Below are 19,803 nucleotides of genomic sequence, written 5' to 3'. Positions count from 1 at the left end.
GGAATGGGTGAATTGAGCGATCGCAAACTTAACCGAGTCTCAGAAAATGAATAACGGTCATATTGCGATCGCATAATAATCCAAGGGTGTTTTCCCTGCACCCTGAAGCCAACAGAGAGCACAATTGTCTGGATGAGCCACCTTACCTGCTAAAAATTCCGTCAGCACCGCTTCCGCTTTCTGCCTAGGAATGGCAACTTGCAATTATGTCTTCGCTTCCCCACAAGTCATCACCCAGGCTAACTGTTCCAACAGTCGCTGCCACCAACGGCGCGACTCCCTAGAAATGGGGATATCTTGTTTGAGCTTATTGGTATAAATCTGGGTAAACTTCCGAAACACCGAACCCAGATTCGACGGTACTCTGTTCCTGTTGTCCGCAAACACCGAACACAGCATCATCAACAGCAGAGGTGTTTGCCCAAACTTCTGCAACCGACTGCCCAACTGCCCCAACATCTGCTCCCCTTGTTCTGGCAGATAGGCGCGGACAAACTGCTGCATCTGCGCTTCACTCAGGGGTTGCATTTCCAGCTTCTTGGCAATACCCAAGTCACCCCCCACCCCCAAATCCCGCGTCGTGAAAATCATCGGCGTCGTCTTCTGGTAATTCTGCCGAAATTTCTGCAACTCCCGCCGCGCCTCTTCTGAGGGTAATTCATTGACTCCATCTACCAGTAGCAGCAATTGCCCCTGCCGCAGCCAAGTTTTGAGCGTTACGGCATCTACCGTTAAAGTGGGGTCATGCCGTTGTAGGAAGTCTTGGATTAAGTCCAGTACTGAGGTGCGGTAGTAGCGGAGTTCTACGAGAACGGGGATTTTGCCCTCACCCCCAGCCCCTCTCCCACAGGAGAGGGGAGCAAGAGTAAGAGAATCAGAATTAATTTCCCCCTCCTTGCCCATTTTGGGGGAGAACGACAGACAAGCACGAGAATTAGACAGCTTTTCTCCCCCCTCGCCTTTGGGAGAGGGGGGTAGGGGGGTGAGGGCAGCTTCCGCCTCCTCCAATACCAACCGTACCAACGCCGTCGATTTCCCCGAACCCGGACGCCCCACCAACAACAGATGATCTGCGGCATACTTCCGCAACCCCTCCAGCACCGTCAACGGTTCAACCTTCTCCTCCCTCTCCCGTTCCACCGTCTGCACCGTTAATCCAACATCAAATAGCAGAGGCGTCTCCTCCCGCTTCTCCCGCTTTTGCCCTACCACATCGGTAATCGTGTAAACCCGCCACCATTTGGCGTAAGTCGTGCAGATAGATTCTAAATATTGATGCCAATCAACCATATTCAGATTGAGAATAGGGATGTTCTTGCTGTACTGCTACCCGTAGCGTAACGCACCATTACCATTGCCCACGAGGAGCAGAACCTCTCATATCAAGTCTGCGTGATGCACTCCAGACGCCGCCCTCTGCTGTGCGATCGCGTCATGCTCCGATCTATCTTAGTCTCAGTAACCCCCGTACTTTCCCATGTCCAACCCATCCCCCGATAACTCCCAACCCCCATCAAAAACTGACTTCGAGCAAGAACTACTCAAACAAGAATACTTCTTTCTCCAAACCACAATAGAAGACTACAATAAACAAATTTGGGTAATTAAAGCCCTAGGCATTACGGGAACGGGTCTAGTTATTAACCTCATCCTCAAAGAAAAAGAAAATGCGATCGCCCTGATTGGTTGCGCCATTCCCCTATTCTTCTGGATACTCGAAAGCCAATGGAAACACTTTCAGCGCGGCTTCTATCCCCGTGCCCATCAAATTGAAAAACTATTAACCCTAGAATTTAACCTGCGGAGCCCTGCTATCTTTTTCGAGTGGCATCGTACCTTCAAGCGCCGTCTCACCCCCAAACGCCAAGGCTACCTGTGGGATGGATTATTGAATCCGACTGTATTTATTAGTTATGTATTGGAAATTGGATTTCTGTTACTGCTGTCTGTGATTCCATTACCCAATTAGAAGTGAAGTACATTGATTTTTCCGAGCTACTCATTACTCCTGCGAAACCGGACTCGGAGATGTCGCCAAAGGAGTAATGCTGCATTACGCTACGCTAACACCCCCCACTACACCACAAGAAAAATTTCTCTATAATGAATGCATCAACCGTTGAAAAAGCTAGCTAGATTGATTATTGTATAAGCAATACATTTATTTTATGGCACACCTTAACGAGAGAATTGAGACAAAGGTGGGCGTCGAAACCTTTGAATACTTTTCTGACGCTTTAGAGGCATTTCGTTCAGCAATGTCAAGCCGTTTTATCGCTGGACTCAATGAGAATAGGGGCGTATTTACCACGTATAAAGCGAGTGTGGGCTTTGCTGGGGCTTGATATTTGTTTATGTCCCGCTAGTATTCAACATATTCAGTCAGTTAAAACGGACTTGAGCTATTATGAGCCAGGGACTTTAGCCTCTGACAGGTACAATACCTTTGCTGGAGGTTTAACAGACATATCTGATAACTTCACTGTCTTTCCGGTGGGTGTGAATATCGGTGGACGCCCAGTTATTTTCAGTGTGTTGGTACGCGGACAAGAAGATGGAACCCAGGCGATTGATTTTGAGAATTGGTTAATTCCCTATGATACGGTAATTAAGGCGTTGAAACTAGAAGTGACGCCGTTACCCGATGGGCAATTAGAAGTGCGCTCGCCAGGGTTGGTAACTCGGATTAATCCGAAAGAATTACGCAATGACCCAGAATTAGGGTTAGTTTTTTCCATTCAAGAGTTACAAACCCGATTCGGTGTTCCGGCAGAATTTGATATTAACGAATACGCCATTATCCTCAATCCCCCTTGGTTAGGACAGAGAACAGGACGTTCTAATGTAACAGCAGCCCCGTTACAACTCGAAGGCTTGCCACGGATAGAACCCTCTAACTTTACCCTAACAGCTATTGAGCAACGGCTAAATGCTACGGGTTCAGAGTCATCCTCCGGCTTCGGGGAGTCCTCTTCACTGCGGGCGCGGGGGGAACTGACGGCAGTGGGTACGCTGCTATTCGGTAGCTGGTATGTCCGCGTTAACCAGCCAGACTTTTTAGAATCTCCCACCTGGAGTCTGGCAGAAGCCCAGTATTTGCAACAGACTGATTCAGGAGATTATATAGTCGGTTCTCAGCCAACCTTTTGGCGGAGTCAGAGTGCAGGTGAGTATTGGGGCGTCACGACGATTCAACGACGAGGGTTTACGCCCCCAGTGACATTTGGGGGTGGGGGATTCGTTCCAGGGCAACGGTTGCAAGCATCACAGGTGGGACGCACGATTTTGGGGGAAGCAGAACCCGGAACCCTGGTGCGACTAACTCAGGGATTTAGCGATCGCGTTTTGGCTGAAGTTCTAGTTGATTCTTCCGGTATTTACCGCTTTGAAGATGTGCCGATAGGGGGTCAGTCTTTCGGAAACTATCGGGTTTTACTCTATCCCCAAGGACGCCTTTCTGCACAACCGGAAATTCGGGATGCCACCTTCTCTACTGTACCAGGGCAAATTCCCGCCGGGGCGTCCGCAACGATAGTTTCTGCTGGTTTCGGGCGTCAAGCATCTGGATTTCAAAATCAGAACTTTATCGGAGAATTGCAAGACTTTCGCGGGGGAATTGCCCAACGCTGGGGGGTATCGGAAGATTTAACGGTGGGGGTTGGAGGTATTTATGACGAAACGGCGAGGGGGTTGGGGGAATTATTCTTTCGCCCCAGTGGTATCCCCTTAGAAATAGCGGCATCGGTGTTAAGTCCGGATGAGGAGGGTAATTGGGATGTCAATGCCAATGTGCGCTATGAACCGACTCCTGGTATTAGTGCGCAGTTTAACAGCGATCGCTTTTCCCAACGTCTTAACCTCAACTGGCGAGTATTACCCCGTTTCATCTTACTGGGAACTTATAATAGCCGCGATGGTGTGGCTGCTGGGGTGCAAACGGGTTTTAGCCGTCGGGGTTTTTTTACCTTTGCCCGCGCCACCCTTGACAACCAAAATCGCCTACGCTGGAATGCTACGCAACGCTGGGGATTTTTGGAACTCACCCAACAAGGGAATGAAATCGGCTTGCAGTCGCAACTCAATTACAATCTTTCTCAGAGTTTTCTCAATGATAGACATTCCTTGCTGCTGAGTTATGAAACGCGGAACTTAGAGCGTAATGATAACTTGGCGACGGTGGGTTGGCGCTATCGTTCCCCGGCGCGATCGGCTGACGGTAGCTATCGATGGGAAACTCAGCTAGGTTATGGTGTAGGTTCCCAAGGTTCTGGGATAATAGCCACCGCGCAAACTACTGTGATACCGGGTTTACTGCTACGGGGGCGTTATGAGGGAGTATCAGTAACATCGAGTGAAGCAAACTATAGCCTAGAACTAGTCGCTAGCCTAAATGTACAGCAAGGACTTTTTCCAGGCGATCGCCAATCTGACCGTTTCCGAACGAGAGGGGGTTTATTAATTCAGCCGTTTTTTGACCGTAATACCAATGATAAATGGGATATCGGAGAAGAGCTCTATACGGAAACAGCCGATTTACTGCTCATTCTGAATAATCAACCCATTAAATCATCTCAACCTCAAATTCAAAACGACCGAGTTCTTGTCCGCCTTCCTCCCGGAACCTATCGCCTTGATCTTGATCCGGCTGGATTTCCCCTTGACTGGCAAGCAGCGGTTGATGCCTATGCTGTTGAGGTGGTTGCAGGGAGTTATACACCCGTTATCATACCCCTAATTCGGTCTTTTACCCTGGCAGGTGTAATCACAGATACAGAAGGAAATCCGGTGGCGGGGGCAAGAGTGGAAGCCATTAGCGCCGATGGAGAACAACGGCTATTTTCGGTAACGAATAGTGCGGGAGTTTATTATCTAGAACGGTTGTCTCAAGGAATGTTCACACTGCAAATTAATGGGGAACCTGCCCAACCGGAGACTATCAGGTTAGATGAGTCGTCAGAACCATTTCAGGAACTGAACTTGCGTGAGCGTTAGCTTTATGTCAAGGGTTAAATTTTACAACGGCTCTGATTAGTGGTGGTTAATTCGCGATCGCACCTGTGGCTTTCTTCGATAGTTTTGGTTTACTCTCGAAAGTATCTGGGATGAGTTTGGATATCAAGGTAGTGATCGCTCGGGGTTGAGAATTGGGTAAGGTAAGGGTAGTGACTGGCGACTGTATTGCTCCTTGAGTCAGGTATGTCTGAAAAAAAACCGCTGCAACGAATTCTTGTCTTAGTTTCTGCTTGTGCCTTCTTGGGTTCGACGGGGTACGGGCTATTTGGGATGTTTAGTAGTGCTTTTCAGCAACCGACGGATGCTACTACAACGGAGGCGGCTTCGGTAGATCAACAGTTAGCGGCTCAAGAACAGGGTTATGAGTTGGTGTTGGAGCGGGAGCCAGAGAATCAGACGGCGCTGGAAGGGTTGGTGGAGACGCGGTTGGAGATGAAGGATACTAAAGGTGCGATCGCGCCGTTGGAGAAGTTGGTGGAGTTGAATCCTCAGCAGGAGGAGTATAAGGCGCGGTTGGTTGAGTTGAAGCAGCAGGTGGGTAAAGTAAGTGAGGGGGAAGAGGAGAGCGATCGCTAAACAAAAAATCAGATTTCATTAAAGTTTGAACAATGAGCAAGGAAACTCCAAAGTCTGAACTTGACCGTCTTATTCCTCCAGAAATTAAAAATGATGAATTTTATGCAGCCATTCAAAAAATTGTTCGAGCAGAAGACATAAATACAATTTTAGAAATCGGATCATCCTCTGGTGAAGGAAGTACTGAAGCTTTTGTCAATGGAATCCGCGAAAATCCTAACAAACCAACTCTGTTTTGTCTGGAGGTTTCAAAAACTAGATTTGCAGAACTCCAAAAGAGGTACGCTAAAGATTATTTTGTCAAATGCTATAACTTATCATCTGTTTTTTTAGAAGAGTTCCCTAAAGAGAATGAAATTATTAGTTTTTACAATAGTAATCGGACAGCCTTAAATAATTATCCCCTTGAGCAAGTCTTAGGGTGGTTACGCCAGGATATTGAATACGTAAAAAATGCGGGTGTTCCTGATAAAGGGATTGAAAAAATAAAGCAAGAAAATGAAATTGATTGTTTTGATATAGTCTTAATTGACGGATCAGAATTCACAGGTGAAGCAGAACTGGATGAAGTCTACGGAGCCAAATATATTTTCCTAGATGATATTAATTCATATAAAAATAATAGAAATTTTCAGCGGCTTATTAATGATTCAAGCTATACTCTCATAGGCGGCAATTTACAAGTACGTAACGGCTATGCCATCTTTAAGGAAAAGATTGTACAACCAGCCAGTTACACAACTATTCAGACAGCAGTTGAAGTCATCGAAGGCTTCATGATACCTGGGCAAGAAGAATATCTTTTCAAAAAAGTAAAACTTTTGCCAGAAGATGCAGTGATCGTAGAAATCGGATCTTATAAGGGTCGATCTACTATTGCTATGGCTATGGCTTGCATAGGAACAAGGCGAAAAATCTATTGTATTGATACATGGGATGGAAATGATAGTGACTTTCCCGATAGAAATTTTTTTGAGACTTGGCAAAGGAATGTTCAAAAAAATGGTGTTGGACAATACGTAGTGCCGTTGCAGGGTTTCTCTCATGAAATTTTGAACCGTTGGCACAAACTAACTAACGATAGTGAAGTTGATTTTATTTTTATTGATGGTTCTCATCAATATTTGGATGTACTACAAGATTTTCAGATGTCGTTTCCTCTAGTCAAAAATAGAGGATGGATAGCATTTCATGACGTTATACATACATGGCCTGGTTCAGAAAAGGTATGGAAAAATATTGCCAAATATTACCTAAGCAATCACGAATATTCATCGAGTCTTGCTTGTGGACAAAAAGATAATAGTTTAGTCCTTTCCTCATTCCAATTACCCGTTCACTTCTTTACAATAGTCCTGAATGGTGAACCGTTTATTCGCTATCATATTGAAATTTTCAAGCAACTGCCTTTCAAATGGCATTGGCACATTGTTGAAGGTGTAGCGGATTTGAAGCATGATACGGCATGGAGTTCTAAGCTGGGTGGGCATATCAGTGATGAAATTCATCGGAATGGATGCAGCAAGGATGGTACAACAGAATATTTAGATGAACTGGTGCGGCAGTATCCTGAAAATATCACAGTTTATCGGAAGCCAGAGGGAGTTTTCTGGGATGGCAAAGTTGAAATGGTGAATGCGCCACTGGAAAATATTCATGAGGAATGTTTGGTTTGGCAGGTGGATGTAGATGAACTGTGGACAGTCGAGCAACTATGTACTGGGCGACATATGTTCATCAGCAATCCTGAGAAAACAGCCGCTTTCTACTGGTGCTGGTACTTTGTGGGAGAAAATCTGCTTATTAGTACTCGTAACTGTTATGCTGAGAATCCTCAACAAGATTGGTTGCGTACTTGGAGATTTAAACCAGGTATGATGTGGGCAGCCCATGAACCTCCGGTATTGATAGAACCTCTACCAGATAACCAATGGCGCAATGTAGCAGAAATTAATCCTTTTGTACATGAAGAAAGCGAAGAGCGAGGGCTGATTTTCCAACATTTTGCCTACGCAACGCCGGAGCAACTAAAATTTAAAGAGCAATACTATGGTTATCAAAATGCTGTATCCAGATGGAAAGCTTTGCAGGAACAGACAATATTTCCTGTTTTATTGCGTCAGTATTTTTCCTGGGTTCAAGATGCAACCATGATCGATACTGCTGAGTCATGTGGTATTGTCCCAATTGCTCAGAAAGAGAAAGATAGCCATACATGGAAATTTGTACAGATAGATACGTTGCAAAAACAATCTGTAAAACTTAAACCTCTAATTGTCGTAGATGGTGTATTCTTCCAGCTCTATCAAACTGGAATAGCCCGCGTTTGGAAATCGTTATTAGAAGAATGGGTTGAACACAGTTTTGCTGAACATATTGTCGTTCTCGATAGAGCTGGAACTGCCCCCGAAATTCCTGGTATTCGTTATCGTGCTGTACCACCTTATGACTATGGTAGAACAGACTGTGACCGGGAAATGTTACAGCAGGTGTGTTATGAAGAGGATGCTGACCTATTTATTTCGACTTACTACACAACTCCCCTCTCAACACCGTCTGTATTCATAACGTATGACATGATTCCAGAAGTGATGGGATGGGATCTGAATCATCCCATGTGGCGAGAAAAGCATCATGCCATTCAACAGGCATCCACCTACATTTCTATTTCAGAAAATACAGCGCGTGACCTGGTAAACTTTTTCCCGGATATATCCCTAGAATCAGTAACAGTAGCTCCTTGTGGAGTTAAAAGTCATTTCTTCCCAGCAAGTATTGAAGAGGTAAATAGTTTTCGCGGAAACTATGGAATTTCAAAACCATACTTTCTTTTAGTAGGTACTGGAGGGGGTTATAAAAATACGAGCTTATTTTTCCAGGCTTTTGCTCAACTTTATAGTAAACAGGGATTTGATATTGTCTGTACAGGTAGCGGTTCCCTACTTGCTCCAGAGTTGAGAGCTTATTCATCGGGTAGTGTTGTCCATATGTTACAACTCACTGATGAGGAATTGAGAGCAGCTTATTCTGGTGCTATGGCACTGGTTTATCCCTCGAAGTATGAAGGGTTTGGTTTGCCTATACTTGAAGCGATGGCTTGTCGTTGTCCAGTAATTACTTGTCCAAATGCATCGATTCCTGAAGTAGCAGGGGAAGCCGCTTTATATGTAAATGACGATGATATTAATGAACTGACTAATGCGCTTTGTGATGTGCAAAAGCCAGATGTTCGTAAATCTTTAATTGCTGCTGGTTTAAAACAAGCGAAAAAGTTTTCTTGGTCAAAAATGATGAAAATAGTAAATTCTGCTTTGATTGAGGCTACTCTTTTGCCGTTAAACTTGAAGGATATCAATTTGATTATTTTCCCAGATTGGTTTCAACCTGAAGAGTCTCTGGGTGTAGAATTAGAACAAGTGATTAGAGTAATCGCGACTCACCCTGATAGAAGTCTGATGACACTACTGGTAGACAGCAGTGCCATTTCTGAGGATGATGCTAATATGCTTCTATCCAGTGTGGCAATGAATCTTCTAATGCAGGAAGATTTAGATGTTAGTGAGGGTCCAGAGATTTCCCTGTTGGGACAGTTAAGCGAAATTCAGTGGAACAGCCTCTTGCCTCACCTCCATGGTCGAATTGTCTTAGAGAAGGAAAATGAACAAGCGATCACTTATTTTAAAGCAGAAAGTATTCCTACCTGCGATCTAGATAGCTTTCAGAATAGGGAAACTGGCAGTTTTTTTTTGAACTGAGCCATAAATTGTTTCATCAGGGAAAATGGGAAGAAGCCATTGAACAATATCAAAAATTTTTAGAGGTTCAAGTAGGAGAGCCTGATGTATATTGGTGCTTAAGTGAGTGTTTTAGACATTTATATCTCTCAGATAAAGTTATTAGCACACTTCAAGAAGGACTTCTACTTTATCCCAGAGATGCTCGACTGCATTTCTCGTTGATTATTCAGTTGCAAGTCAGCGGGCATATCCAGGAAGCAATATCAAGGGCGCATATTGCGTCAGAATTATTGCATAATGACTATACCTTTGTAATTCTCAAAAGTTTATTAGTACCAACCCTATATCAGAATCAAGCAGAAATTCTCTACTATCGTCAGCGATTTTCTCAAGGGTTGCAAAATTTAATTCAGCAAACATCACTAGAAACTATTGAACAGCAGAAGAATGCTCTGGCAGGTATAGGTCGGCTTACCAACTTTTACCTGTCCTATCAGGCTCAAAATGATAGGGAGTTGCAACGCCAGTACGGTAACTTAGTGCATCAGGTCATGGCAGCTAACTACCCAAACTGGATCGTACCCATAGAAATGCCTCTACTCAAAGAAAATCACAAGATTCGGATTGGCTATGCTTCAGCTTATCTGCACTCTTATAGTGGAACACTGTGGTTAACAGGATGGCTCCGTCATTGCGATAAGGAAAGGTTTGAAATTTACTGCTACTATACCGGAAATCAGCCTGATTCCATTACTCAACAGTTTCATGACGATAGTGATATCTTTCACCATATTCCTTACAATTTAGAAGTAGTCTGTGAGCAGATACTGGCTGATAAACTTCACATTCTTGTCTTCCCAGAAATTGGGATGGACTCGCAAACAATGCAAATGGCGGCGTTACGACTTGCACCTGTGCAATGCGTGGCATGGGGACATCCAGTTACATCTGGTTTGCCAACGATTGATTACTTTTTGTCCAGCGAGTTAATGGAATCGGAAAATGCACAAGATCATTATACAGAGACGTTGATTCGTTTACCGAATATTGGCGTTTCTTATCCTAAGCCTTATATTCCGCCATTAAGCAAAACTAGAGCAGATTATCAATTACGGGAGGATGCGGTTATTTACTTGTGTTGCCAAGCTCCTTTTAAGTATCTACCGCAATACGACTACATCTTTGCCGAAATTGCTCGTCGTGTTCCGCAAGCTCAATTTCTGTTTCTGCGTGGTGAGCTGCTTCAGCCGCGTCTTGAGCGTGCGTTTAGCGCAATTGGTTTTAAGTATGAAGATTATTGTCTGTTCCTGACTATTCCAGAGCGGTTTGACTATCTTATGATTAACTTGCTTTCAGACGTTTATTTGGATACGCTTGACTGGTCTGGTGGGAATACTAGTTTAGAAGCGATCGCGTGTAATCTACCTATTGTCAACTGTCCGGGGGAATTTATGCGCGGTCGTCACTCGGATAGTTTTCTCAAGATGATCGGCGTGACAGAGACTATTGCTCAAAATGAAGCGGACTATATTGAGATTGCGGTGAAGTTGGGACTAGATTCAGCTTGGCGGCATCATATTGCAGAACGAATGAAAGAGCGACATGATAGGCTTTTTGATGACAAAGCCTGTGTTGCGGGTTTAGAAGCGTTCTATAAACAGGTTGTTCAGGAAAGACTCAAATAGACTAACTCGCATCGATATACCGTTGCCACATTTGCTGGTAAGCACTTTCCATCTCGCGGGTAAACTGCTTCGCATTCCATAGGGGGGCAGTTTGCCGTGACTGGCGCAGTTTCCATACGACTTGTTGCCGTAGCGCTTCATCTTTGCCTAGGCGAATACCCCACTCTACATACTCTTCATCAGTCCAAGCAATCCCTTCGGTAATACCCGCATTGATCATCATAGTGTAAGTATTACGCGCTGCGAATTGCTCTCCCACTCGCGTGACTAGGGGAATACCAATCCAGAGGGTTTCGAGAGTAGTGGTTGCGCCGTTATAGGGATAGGTATCTAGCACCACATCAGCAATACCCAAATTAGCCCGGTGAGTTGCCTCTAAAGCCACGGAAGGTAAAAATTTCAAACGATTACAATCGACTCCCTCTTCTTCAGCGATCTCAATAAAGAATTTTTTAATTGCTTCTTGAACGACAAACCCTTTAATCAAGAAGTAGCTATTTGGTACGGCTTTGAGAATCTTCAGTTGCAGTTGAGCGGTATGACGATGACGTTTGTATCCACCTTGGCTACTGAGATACACCACCGCATCAGTAGGGATATCTAGCTGCTCCCGACGTAAAGTCGGCACACCCACTTCAAAGCCATCTACAGCGATATAAGTTTGAGGTAAGCGCCAGATTTGCTCGCTGTAATACGCTTGAGCCGAATCGGGTAAGACATAAGGATCAGCCATGAAATAATCAATGCTGGGTAATCCTGATGCATCCCAGCCCAACCAAGTCACTTGCACTGGAGCTGATTTAAGCGCCATCACCTCATAGCTAATATCTAGCGTGATGCTATCCAGATCGATTAAAATATCAATTTCATCCTGATAGATTCTCTCAGCGATTTCTCGCCCATCCATTCCTAATTTATGAGCTTGGAAAACTTGCTCTACATACCAATCTTGTAAAAAATCATCGATCTGTCTATAGTTAACAAAATAGCCATGAATTTGAAAGCGATCATGATCGTGATACTCAAATAGCCATCGTGCCAGCCAACCAACCGAATGCCGCCCCAGGCAATGGGATAAGTAGCCAATTTTCAGAGGGTTGTCAGTTGTACCCTTCATCGAACTAAGTTGGCATTTTTGACGATATTGCTCTGCTTGCTCCTTTGCATAATGTTGAATGCTAGATTGGCAAATCCAAGACACTTGATTCTGAATCCAGCGGTTCCTTTTTAGGTCATCCCTGTAGTAAGGTAGAAAGAAGGTCGGTGTAGAGAGACGCAGGGTAGTGATTTGCTCAAGTTCAAGGGGTTGTTTTTCTATGAGTGCCAATAACAATGACTCCTGCTGCTGCAACAGGGAATAGGCTTCTTGCCCCAAGCCACCTGCACTCATCAAACCGCGCAAAATCAAATGTAGAGCAAAAATTTTATCGGGCAGGGTTTGCATTAAGGAATAGCAAAATTTAGCCGTTTTTATACTCTCATCATATTGACCTGAATTTTGATAAAAGCTAGCCAAATGCCTTAATATTTCCCTATGTTCCCCATCTAAACGCAAGCATAACTCGGCTAGTTGTGCAGCTAGAGTTGGGTACTTTTGAGAATAAGCGATTTTAATAGATGCAGGTAGTACCATATTAATGAAAGCCTGAGATTCACCCATGTAAGGCAGACAAGCTTCTGCAAATTCCAGGAATGACAGTTCTGTCGGTGCAGAATCTAAGAGATTTTGTAGAACCTTTAGCAGTAAATCTGGGTTAACTTGAACGTCTTCTTCTGATTGCAGTAAATCAATAATTCCTAAAGACGTTAAGTCTTCTCCACTAAACCTCTCCAGTCGAATAGACAATTGAATAATTTGCAATAAATTATCGATATCACTAGGACTAAGTTCTCGTAGATGCTGCCGGATGAGCCAAGCCACTGAATAGTTTGACAGCGCTTCCTGACGTTCAGCTTCGGTGTCCAGAACCTGTATCAGTTCCTTTGTCCATTGATCAACTTGTTCCGGTTCACCCTCTGCCATCCCTACCAGCCAAGTCGTTTGTGTTTCTGCTTCCTGTCCCTGCAATAGCCATATCAAGCCTAAATACCAGTAGGAGGACTTAACACTAGGTTCTAGTTCGATTGCCTGTTCGTATAACTTGGCTGCCCTGCTATAGTTTTCTTGAATTAAGTATTGATAGGCTTGCTGTTGCCAGTTAACTAAATCAGTAGAAGAGAATTCAGCACTCATATTCTGGATAATAACAAAGGACTGACGCAGATTCTCCCTAATACGAGCATGGACTCCCATATAAAAGTGAGTAGAGCATAGCATCTACTCCACCCACTATTTAATTGAGCTATGTTTAAATCTCTAACCGGAAGATGCCTTGCCCACTAAAACTTAGCTTAACGGATCATAGTTTGTAGGACATTCTGGTTGCTTACCCGCAGCCGGTGGTGCAACTACTGCTTTACCATCTAAAGCATTATTTTGGACAAGAGCTTCCTTAGCTTCACATAATATGGCTAACGTGGTTGCTTCTCCGGTTCCTTCTTGTGTTCCTATCGCCACACCTCCTGTATAGGCTTTGAGTGGGGCTTTTGGCTTGACTTGTTGTGCCTGGTTAGTAATCACGTCATCGGTCTCTTTACCAGCAATGACGTATTTGTAATTTGTCGTTTGGGTCGCAATACCAAGACCCAAGTTACCGAAGTCCGTTTTATCATTAGTAACCCATCTGCCCTTCTCTAGATAGAACGATTGTTGAGCTCGGTTCATGGAACCGACGTATTGCTTGGCTTCTGACTGTTTTGCCTTATTCGCTTGGTTGAGGAAGGAAGGCAAAGCAATAGCAGACAGGATACCGATGATGATGATCACGACGAGCAGTTCGATCAGAGTGAAGCCTTCATCCTGCTTCTTCTGGTTCAGGTGCTGTAAGAACTTAGCCTTTAGTTCTATTTTCATCAGGTGTTTCTCCTTGGGGTGTGGGATGAGTGATTGATAACTCCTGGATGTAACTTACCCACTTTAGACGAGTTTCCTATCACCTGCGGCAAAAAATTTAGTTTTTTAGAGCCAATGCTTCTCAAGACTGGCGTTCTACTAGCACGTATCCTAACCTCTCTAGCTGAGTCAACATCTGCTGGATGAGGTGAAATGCTTGTTCTTCATCCGTCGATGCCAACGTCACAGGATTAATTGGTCTAACCTGCTGCCAACGTTCCACCAATGACATCATTGACTGGGGAGCGTCCAGCAGAGGCAGGAGGCATACGGCCATGGAGGTATCTAGCGTTACAAACGTTTCAATGAGCTGTAGATGCTTAGAAATTTCAAACATTCTTAACTGGGTAAAAGACTCGATTAGGTCTTCTTGAAATTTTGGTGTTTTGAGCTGAGGATGGAGATGAATCTGCGCCTTTTGCCAGTCCGAGTCCATCCATTCAGAAACCGGGGTAAAGGATTCAGCTTGATTAGGATGACCGCACCAAATGTCAAGTAGACGATGTACGGGATGTAAGAGTTCAAAGAGATGCAATTCCTCTTCTACAGACAGTTCTGGCAAGCTCATTCCCAAAAACACGGGCAAATCATCTGGGTCTTTGAACAAAGCCATTAAATCCCACTGCCACCAATTGACCATACTGACAAATTCTAAATCGGCAGTTCTTAGAGCAGAAAATAGTTCAGGAATAGTGTTGCCTCTGTCACCCCGCAGTAAATGATTGACGACAATCAGTCCATCTTCTGTTTCATAGTCGGGACGCCAAGTCTGCGCTTTCAGCAGCACGTCGTCTTTCAAGGCTCCCATCGTTTGCCGAACTAATTCTATCCCCAACTCTTGTTGTTCTTCCTCCATCACTCCCATCTTTTTGAAAAGGGTCTGCGCTCGAAAAAAGCTACTGCGCTGAAATGAGCTATGGAGATTCGTCCGAATAATTCCCTTTGGTTTCAAAACCGACTTCATTGCCTGCAATCCCACTACTGGATCGGGCAAGAAATAAAGCATTTCATCATTATTAATATAGTCAAATTTCATTCCCAAGCTTGGTAAATCTTCAATGGCTAGAGTATGAAATTCGACATTATCGAATCCGTGATACTGCAATCGCTGACGAGCTAACTTCACCGATTCTTCTGATAAATCAACACCCACTATTTTTGCGCCCGGATTGGCTTCTGCCAGAATTAGCGATTTGTAACCCGTGCCACAGGCGGCATCTAAAATAACCTTGTCTTGGGTATCAATAATTTTTCTATTTCTGCGATAATAAGGTGTGACTATATTATAGATATAAAGCAAACTCGGTTTATCTTTTGGAGATTCCTCTAAAGGAACTCTCGGATAAGGAGAAAAATCAAATTGCTGCCGAATTTGTTCTGATAGCTCAGAAGTCTGACCGTTTATTTTCCGGGGTTCTAAGGGGGGATTGGGCAGATTAGTTGACGGCTCGTTCATATCCATTTTTTTTAGCTCCACAGCAAGTTCAGCAAGCGGCTCGGACAGGGGGTACATATGCTTGTATTGAAGGATTTGCTTGCCAATCAAGCCCAAACGTTGAGAGAACGTTGGAGGCGTAGATGGGTCAAGCAAGGGTGTATTGTAAGGTGTAACATCACCCCGTTGAAACTCAAAGGCAAAGCTTAGGCGTGGATGAGTTGCTCGTTCACTACTGCGCCCTCCCCAGTGCAGCACAGCTTGATTCCAGCACAAAACCGAACCCACGGGTGCAGGTAATGCCCGAATATCTTGAATAGTATCAATTTTATTGATTGAGAAATCACAACCGTAATTAGGATCGAACGCTGCTGGTAGAATGTACATACATCCATTGAGCGGAGTGGCGTCGCTAAGGGGAATCCACACCGTTAAACTTTTAGGCATTCCGTCTGGTAACAATGTATTTTGCGACTTGTCACGGTGGGGACGCCATCCTGTCTCCGTCTTGTTTGGGTCAATATACCAAGCCCAAAAGTCAGGAAGCTGCTGATAGTCCTGACCCAGGACAGTGGATAATATCTGGGATAATCGGCAAAAAGTCAGCCAAAACTCATCATAGACAAACACAAACGGTGGAGTCCAGCCTGCCTGTCGTATCTTTTTCAGACCAGCCGCCATGCGTAAAACATCTGCATCGGGCAGAATCGCATCGATTTGAAAATAACCATCCGTCTTGAGAGTGAGCAACAGATTTTTCATCTGTTCTGGCTCAACCGTCAAAAGAGTCAAGGATTCGGGGAGCAAATCTTCACTGACACTCAACTCAGGATTTAGGCTCCTCCAGAAGTTGGGATTTCGAGCTTGCTCCAACAGAGATTTGACAGCCGTCATTGGTTTTTACTACAACCCCCTTGAGTTGATCATCTCAACTGTATCACCAGTTATTACACCTGCAGAGGGGAGGCAATCTAACGGGTTGTACTCTAGCATGAGTTGGCTTAGAAGCTACAGCTAACTTCATTGTAGGCATTTGAACAATGCTAATTAGAACCCCGACTTTTTGAAAAAGTCCGGGTTCTGGTAGGGGAAGATGATGTGGCAACGGATTGAGTAACAGATGTAGCGGATGCCGATTTCAAGAGTAAGCTGAGTATAATGAGCGATCGCTCAAGCGTTGAAGCAACGGGGTGTTGATGTCACCACGACACCCGAAGTAGGACTTTTAGGATACAATACAGACTTAATTATACCCTTATAAGGTTATCAGCATGAGTAACATCATTGTCAAAGACCCGGATTTTCCGCTGCGGCACGCTCAAGTTACCGAACTCAAAAATACCGCCAAAATTGCTGAGATGGCGAGGAATGCTGACGTGTTAGTGACGCGCAATGGTGAGACTGTTGCCTATCTAGTCAATCCTAACCACTACGAAGCATTAATCAAAAACTGGCTTGAAACCAAACAAGCCATCACCCCAGCATTTCTGAAAACCTACGAACAACAGCATGGCTCTCTTGAACGTTTAGAAGAGGCAATTGCCACTTCCCATCGAGGGGAGTTTGCCACTCCTGAAGAAGAAGCAGAGGTATTCGGAGACTAAATGCGAGTCACCTTTCAGAAAGCCGCTCTAGATGACATCAGGAATCAAAAGGGCGGTGTACCTCAACAATTCCGTCAACCCTTGCGCGAGTTTCTGCGGAGTTTGGTATTTGTGGGTCAGGGAATGCATTGTACTTCAGAGAAATACACGGATTTGTATTTTATTAAGTTCAAGCATTGGTATGTGATGTATCGCGCTGTATCTGACCAGCATATTGATGTAGTAGCGGTGCAATACAACTACGGTCAGTTTCCCTAATGGTCGGTATCCCATCCACCCTCAACGCCCATGGTGAAAGTTAGATTCCCTTTCACAATAAAGACTCAGGATCAACCCCAAGCGCCCTGAGTCTCTCCTCTAACAATTGCACCCGCTGTCTTTCCTGTTGAGCAAGTTGTTCCGCCTCTCTAGTGCGTTGTCTTTCTTGTTGAGCAAGTTGTTCCGCCTCTTGCACTCGTTGTCTCTCCTGCTCAATCTGCTCCTCCGGCGTCAAGATTCTCTGCCCCTGCTCATCATACCAATACAACCACTCCCGCCTAATCCCCTGATACATCCCCCGCTCTGCACCAATCCCCAATCCAATTTCCGCTAACCACACCGGATTTCCCGACTGCAACTGATACACCCCATCCACCAACCGATATACTTCCAGAGTCGATTTACGACGACGCAAGGGATTATAAACCACATAGTACAGCACCCCCATCTCTCCATACAGTCGTTTCTTCGTGCTATATTCCCCCCGCCGCTTATGAGACACTACCTCTAACACCAGAATTGGCACAACCTGCTCTTCCCACAGCACATAAGATAGGCGCAAGTCCTCATCAATAAACCGCTCTACCCCGATACTCAAAAACCCATCCGGCACAATCGCAGGTTTCTCTGGGTGATAATAAACTCCCATATCTACCCCAAAAAACCAATCCCACCGCTCTACCCACAATAGCGCTAGTACCGCTTTCAGCAACGAGGGAATCAAATCTTGCAGCTCATTATCCACTGGGGTATCGTCAGAATCAGGGAGATCTTCAGCCGAGGGCAGACAATCTAACAGGTTGTACTCTAACATGAGTTGGCTTAGAAGCTACAGCTAACTTCATTGTAGGCTTTTAGCACACCAGCAATTAGAACCCCAACTTTTTGGAAAAGTCCGGGTTCTGGTAGGGGAAGATGATGTGGCAACGGATTGAGTAACAGATGTAGCGGATGCCGATTTCAAGAGTAAGCTGAGTATAAGGCGCGATCGCTCTTTTTGTATCTTTGAACCCAAACATTGCTATGAGGATAAAAGTTATTCACACTTGTACATATCCCTTTGCACTTTGACTCTTCAGAAATTCTTGATAAGCTTTTTCATCACCACCAAAAGAGTCAACCGAAACCTTCACGTTGTTGTCATAAATTGCAGCTTTAAACTCTGCCAAACTCAAAGGCTTTCGTTCACAGTAAGCAATAATCACCTCTCTAAAGCCTGGAATATCCGCCGATGGCTCATAGGTTTCCACTTCCGTAACCACCCAATCTGTAGGAAGAATTCGACGGGTTTGAAGTCCACCACCACCGACAGTGGCACTACACATCAAGCGTTCTCCAATTTTAACCTGCCGCTGATGAACAGGTCGATAGTCATAGGCATCCCTCAAAATTCGAGTTTCTCGGTCTTGAGTCAACAGTCCACCAGAAAGACGAATCCGACCTTCTCCAGACTTCGCCATGTAAATGACCAGGGTTTCTTTACCCTCTAAATGGTCGTAAACTTCTAGCTCTGCCATTTGTGTTGCCTCTCAATCTAGTCTTGATGGTCATGCCACATATCTTGAAACGAGTTCTGTTCTCCCTCAAACACACAATCTTTAGGCAAGGTCTTATCCCCGTTATTCCTAACTTCCATCAATTTCCAGCCATACTTTTTACCCATTTCCTCACAGTCTTCTTCAGACGCTGCTGCATGAATATTTTCATTGCCGTTGTTTGAGTTGTTCATTTTCAAAACAAAGAGTCAGGATCAACGCCAAGCGTCCTGAGTCGCTCCTCTAACAATTGAACCCGATTTCTTTCTTCTTGCACCCGCTGTCTCTCCTGCTCAATCTGCTCCTCCGGCGTCAGAAATCTCTGCCCCTGCTGATCATACCAATACAACCACTCCCTCGTGATTCCCTGATACATCCCCCGCTCTGCACCAATCCCTAATCCAATTTCCGCTAACCACACCGGATTTCCCGACTGCAACTGGTACACCCCATCCACCAACCGATACACTTCCAGAGTCGATTTACGACGGCGAAGAGGATTATAAACCACATAGTACAGCACCCCCATCTCTCCATACAGTCGTTTCTTCGTGCTATATTCCCCCCGCCGCTTATGAGACACTACCTCTAACACCAGAATTGGCACAACCTGCTCTTCCCACAGCACATAAGATAGTCGCAAGTCCTCATCAATAAACCGCTCTACCCCCACACTCAAAAACCCATCCGGCACAATCGCAGGTTCCTCTGGGTGATAATAAACTCCCATATCCACCCCAAAAAACCAATCCCACCGCTCTTCCCACAACAGCGCCAGTATCGCCTTCAGCAATGAGGGAATTAAATCTTGCAGCTCATTATCCACAGGAGTATCGTCAGAATCAGGCAGCTCTTCAGCAGAGGGTAGGCAATCTAATGGGTCGTACTCTAGCATGAGTTGGCTTTCTAGATACTGATAATCCCAATCCCATTATAAATTTATGACAGGTGGCAACGGATTTGGTAAC

16 protein-coding genes and 1 pseudogene are annotated in these 19,803 nt (G+C 44.8%); 8 read left to right on the top strand and 9 right to left on the bottom strand.

Features of this window, described 5'->3' with window-relative positions; genetic code table 11:
* Window positions 1-57: 57 nt before the first annotated feature.
* Both IQ257_RS01045 and IQ257_RS01040 read right to left on the bottom strand, forming a co-directional pair.
* Window positions 58-204, bottom strand: coding sequence for a hypothetical protein (locus tag IQ257_RS01045; RefSeq protein ID WP_193878399.1), 147 nt, complete (start codon window positions 202-204; stop codon window positions 58-60).
* Complete coding sequence (locus IQ257_RS01040) at window positions 205-1,290, bottom strand: NACHT domain-containing protein (protein WP_193878400.1); 1,086 nt, start codon at window positions 1,288-1,290, stop codon at window positions 205-207.
* A gap of 187 nt (window positions 1,291-1,477) precedes the next feature.
* Here IQ257_RS01040 and IQ257_RS01035 point away from each other — a divergent pair, with 187 nt between their 5' ends.
* The 6 genes and pseudogenes from IQ257_RS01035 (at window position 1,478) to IQ257_RS01010 (ending at window position 11,011) form a co-directional block, all read left to right on the top strand.
* Entirely contained in the window at window positions 1,478-1,969 is a 492-nt protein-coding gene (locus tag IQ257_RS01035; RefSeq protein WP_193878401.1) for a hypothetical protein, read from the top strand.
* A gap of 188 nt (window positions 1,970-2,157) precedes the next feature.
* A pseudogene (locus tag IQ257_RS01030) lies at window positions 2,158-2,345 on the top strand (IS701 family transposase); the annotation flags it as partial.
* A 52-nt stretch (window positions 2,346-2,397) separates the two neighbouring features.
* A complete protein-coding gene (locus tag IQ257_RS01025; protein ID WP_228060315.1) occupies window positions 2,398-4,992 on the top strand; it encodes a carboxypeptidase-like regulatory domain-containing protein in 2,595 nt (864 codons plus the stop codon).
* A gap of 204 nt (window positions 4,993-5,196) precedes the next feature.
* Window positions 5,197-5,589: a tetratricopeptide repeat protein gene (locus tag IQ257_RS01020; protein WP_193873085.1), complete on the top strand. Its 393-nt coding sequence runs from the start codon at window positions 5,197-5,199 to the stop codon at window positions 5,587-5,589.
* Between the two features lie 32 nt (window positions 5,590-5,621).
* Window positions 5,622-9,344: a class I SAM-dependent methyltransferase gene (locus tag IQ257_RS01015; RefSeq protein WP_193873084.1), complete on the top strand. Its 3,723-nt coding sequence runs from the start codon at window positions 5,622-5,624 to the stop codon at window positions 9,342-9,344.
* 8 nt (window positions 9,345-9,352) lie between these two features.
* Window positions 9,353-11,011: an O-linked N-acetylglucosamine transferase, SPINDLY family protein gene (locus tag IQ257_RS01010; RefSeq protein WP_228060314.1), complete on the top strand. Its 1,659-nt coding sequence runs from the start codon at window positions 9,353-9,355 to the stop codon at window positions 11,009-11,011.
* A gap of 1 nt (window position 11,012) precedes the next feature.
* Here the strand turns inward: IQ257_RS01010 and IQ257_RS01005 are convergent, their stop codons facing one another.
* The 3 genes from IQ257_RS01005 to IQ257_RS30975 all read right to left on the bottom strand — a co-directional run bounded on the left by IQ257_RS01005 (window position 11,013) and on the right by IQ257_RS30975 (window position 16,332).
* Entirely contained in the window at window positions 11,013-13,244 is a 2,232-nt protein-coding gene (locus tag IQ257_RS01005; protein ID WP_193873090.1) for an O-linked N-acetylglucosamine transferase, SPINDLY family protein, read from the bottom strand.
* Between the two features lie 153 nt (window positions 13,245-13,397).
* Window positions 13,398-13,964 carry a type IV pilin-like G/H family protein gene (locus tag IQ257_RS01000; protein WP_193873083.1) on the bottom strand — a complete coding sequence of 189 codons (567 nt, stop codon included), beginning with the start codon at window positions 13,962-13,964 and terminating at the stop codon, window positions 13,398-13,400.
* Window positions 13,965-14,085: 121 nt separating this feature from the next.
* Window positions 14,086-16,332 (bottom strand): methyltransferase domain-containing protein, encoded by a 2,247-nt coding sequence (locus IQ257_RS30975; protein WP_322744125.1) that lies wholly within the window; start codon window positions 16,330-16,332, stop codon window positions 14,086-14,088.
* 377 nt (window positions 16,333-16,709) lie between these two features.
* On the opposite strand from IQ257_RS30975, the gene IQ257_RS00985 reads away from it, so the two are divergent.
* Window positions 16,710-17,042 carry a hypothetical protein gene (locus IQ257_RS00985; protein ID WP_193873082.1) on the top strand — a complete coding sequence of 111 codons (333 nt, stop codon included), beginning with the start codon at window positions 16,710-16,712 and terminating at the stop codon, window positions 17,040-17,042.
* Window positions 17,043-17,300 carry a hypothetical protein gene (locus IQ257_RS00980; RefSeq protein ID WP_193873081.1) on the top strand — a complete coding sequence of 86 codons (258 nt, stop codon included), beginning with the start codon at window positions 17,043-17,045 and terminating at the stop codon, window positions 17,298-17,300.
* 52 nt (window positions 17,301-17,352) lie between these two features.
* On the opposite strand, the gene IQ257_RS00975 is transcribed toward IQ257_RS00980, so the two are convergent.
* The 4 genes from IQ257_RS00975 to IQ257_RS00960 all read right to left on the bottom strand — a co-directional run bounded on the left by IQ257_RS00975 (window position 17,353) and on the right by IQ257_RS00960 (window position 19,730).
* Window positions 17,353-18,114 carry a Uma2 family endonuclease gene (locus IQ257_RS00975; protein WP_193873080.1) on the bottom strand — a complete coding sequence of 254 codons (762 nt, stop codon included), beginning with the start codon at window positions 18,112-18,114 and terminating at the stop codon, window positions 17,353-17,355.
* 226 nt (window positions 18,115-18,340) lie between these two features.
* Window positions 18,341-18,817 carry a hypothetical protein gene (locus IQ257_RS00970; protein WP_193873079.1) on the bottom strand — a complete coding sequence of 159 codons (477 nt, stop codon included), beginning with the start codon at window positions 18,815-18,817 and terminating at the stop codon, window positions 18,341-18,343.
* A 17-nt stretch (window positions 18,818-18,834) separates the two neighbouring features.
* Complete coding sequence (locus IQ257_RS00965; protein ID WP_193873078.1) at window positions 18,835-19,029, bottom strand: hypothetical protein; 195 nt, start codon at window positions 19,027-19,029, stop codon at window positions 18,835-18,837.
* A gap of 2 nt (window positions 19,030-19,031) precedes the next feature.
* The gene (locus tag IQ257_RS00960; protein WP_193873077.1) at window positions 19,032-19,730 is read right to left on the bottom strand and encodes a Uma2 family endonuclease; all 699 of its coding nucleotides are present in this window, start codon (window positions 19,728-19,730) and stop codon (window positions 19,032-19,034) included.
* Window positions 19,731-19,803: the final 73 nt, after the last annotated feature.

Origin of the sequence: Coleofasciculus sp. LEGE 07092, assembly GCF_015207375.1 — a bacterium.
Classification (GTDB): Bacteria; Cyanobacteriota; Cyanobacteriia; order Cyanobacteriales; family Coleofasciculaceae; genus LEGE-07092.
This window is presented reverse-complemented; position numbering and strand designations above follow the sequence as displayed.

Bases quoted from the DNA above. Each gene is read 5' to 3' on its own strand.
- IQ257_RS01040 (WP_193878400.1), bottom strand. From the start codon at position 1,290: ATGGTTGATTGGCATCAATATTTAGAATCTATCTGCACGACTTACGCC.
- IQ257_RS01035 (WP_193878401.1), top strand. From the start codon at position 1,478: ATGTCCAACCCATCCCCCGATAACTCCCAACCCCCATCAAAAACTGAC.
- IQ257_RS01020 (WP_193873085.1), top strand. From the start codon at position 5,197: ATGTCTGAAAAAAAACCGCTGCAACGAATTCTTGTCTTAGTTTCTGCT.
- IQ257_RS01015 (WP_193873084.1), top strand. From the start codon at position 5,622: ATGAGCAAGGAAACTCCAAAGTCTGAACTTGACCGTCTTATTCCTCCA.
- IQ257_RS01005 (WP_193873090.1), bottom strand. From the start codon at position 13,244: ATGAGTGCTGAATTCTCTTCTACTGATTTAGTTAACTGGCAACAGCAA.
- IQ257_RS01000 (WP_193873083.1), bottom strand. From the start codon at position 13,964: ATGAAAATAGAACTAAAGGCTAAGTTCTTACAGCACCTGAACCAGAAG.
- IQ257_RS30975 (WP_322744125.1), bottom strand. From the start codon at position 16,332: ATGACGGCTGTCAAATCTCTGTTGGAGCAAGCTCGAAATCCCAACTTC.
- IQ257_RS00985 (WP_193873082.1), top strand. From the start codon at position 16,710: ATGAGTAACATCATTGTCAAAGACCCGGATTTTCCGCTGCGGCACGCT.
- IQ257_RS00980 (WP_193873081.1), top strand. From the start codon at position 17,043: ATGCGAGTCACCTTTCAGAAAGCCGCTCTAGATGACATCAGGAATCAA.
- IQ257_RS00975 (WP_193873080.1), bottom strand. From the start codon at position 18,114: ATGTTAGAGTACAACCTGTTAGATTGTCTGCCCTCGGCTGAAGATCTC.
- IQ257_RS00970 (WP_193873079.1), bottom strand. From the start codon at position 18,817: ATGGCAGAGCTAGAAGTTTACGACCATTTAGAGGGTAAAGAAACCCTG.
- IQ257_RS00965 (WP_193873078.1), bottom strand. From the start codon at position 19,029: ATGAACAACTCAAACAACGGCAATGAAAATATTCATGCAGCAGCGTCT.
- IQ257_RS00960 (WP_193873077.1), bottom strand. From the start codon at position 19,730: ATGCTAGAGTACGACCCATTAGATTGCCTACCCTCTGCTGAAGAGCTG.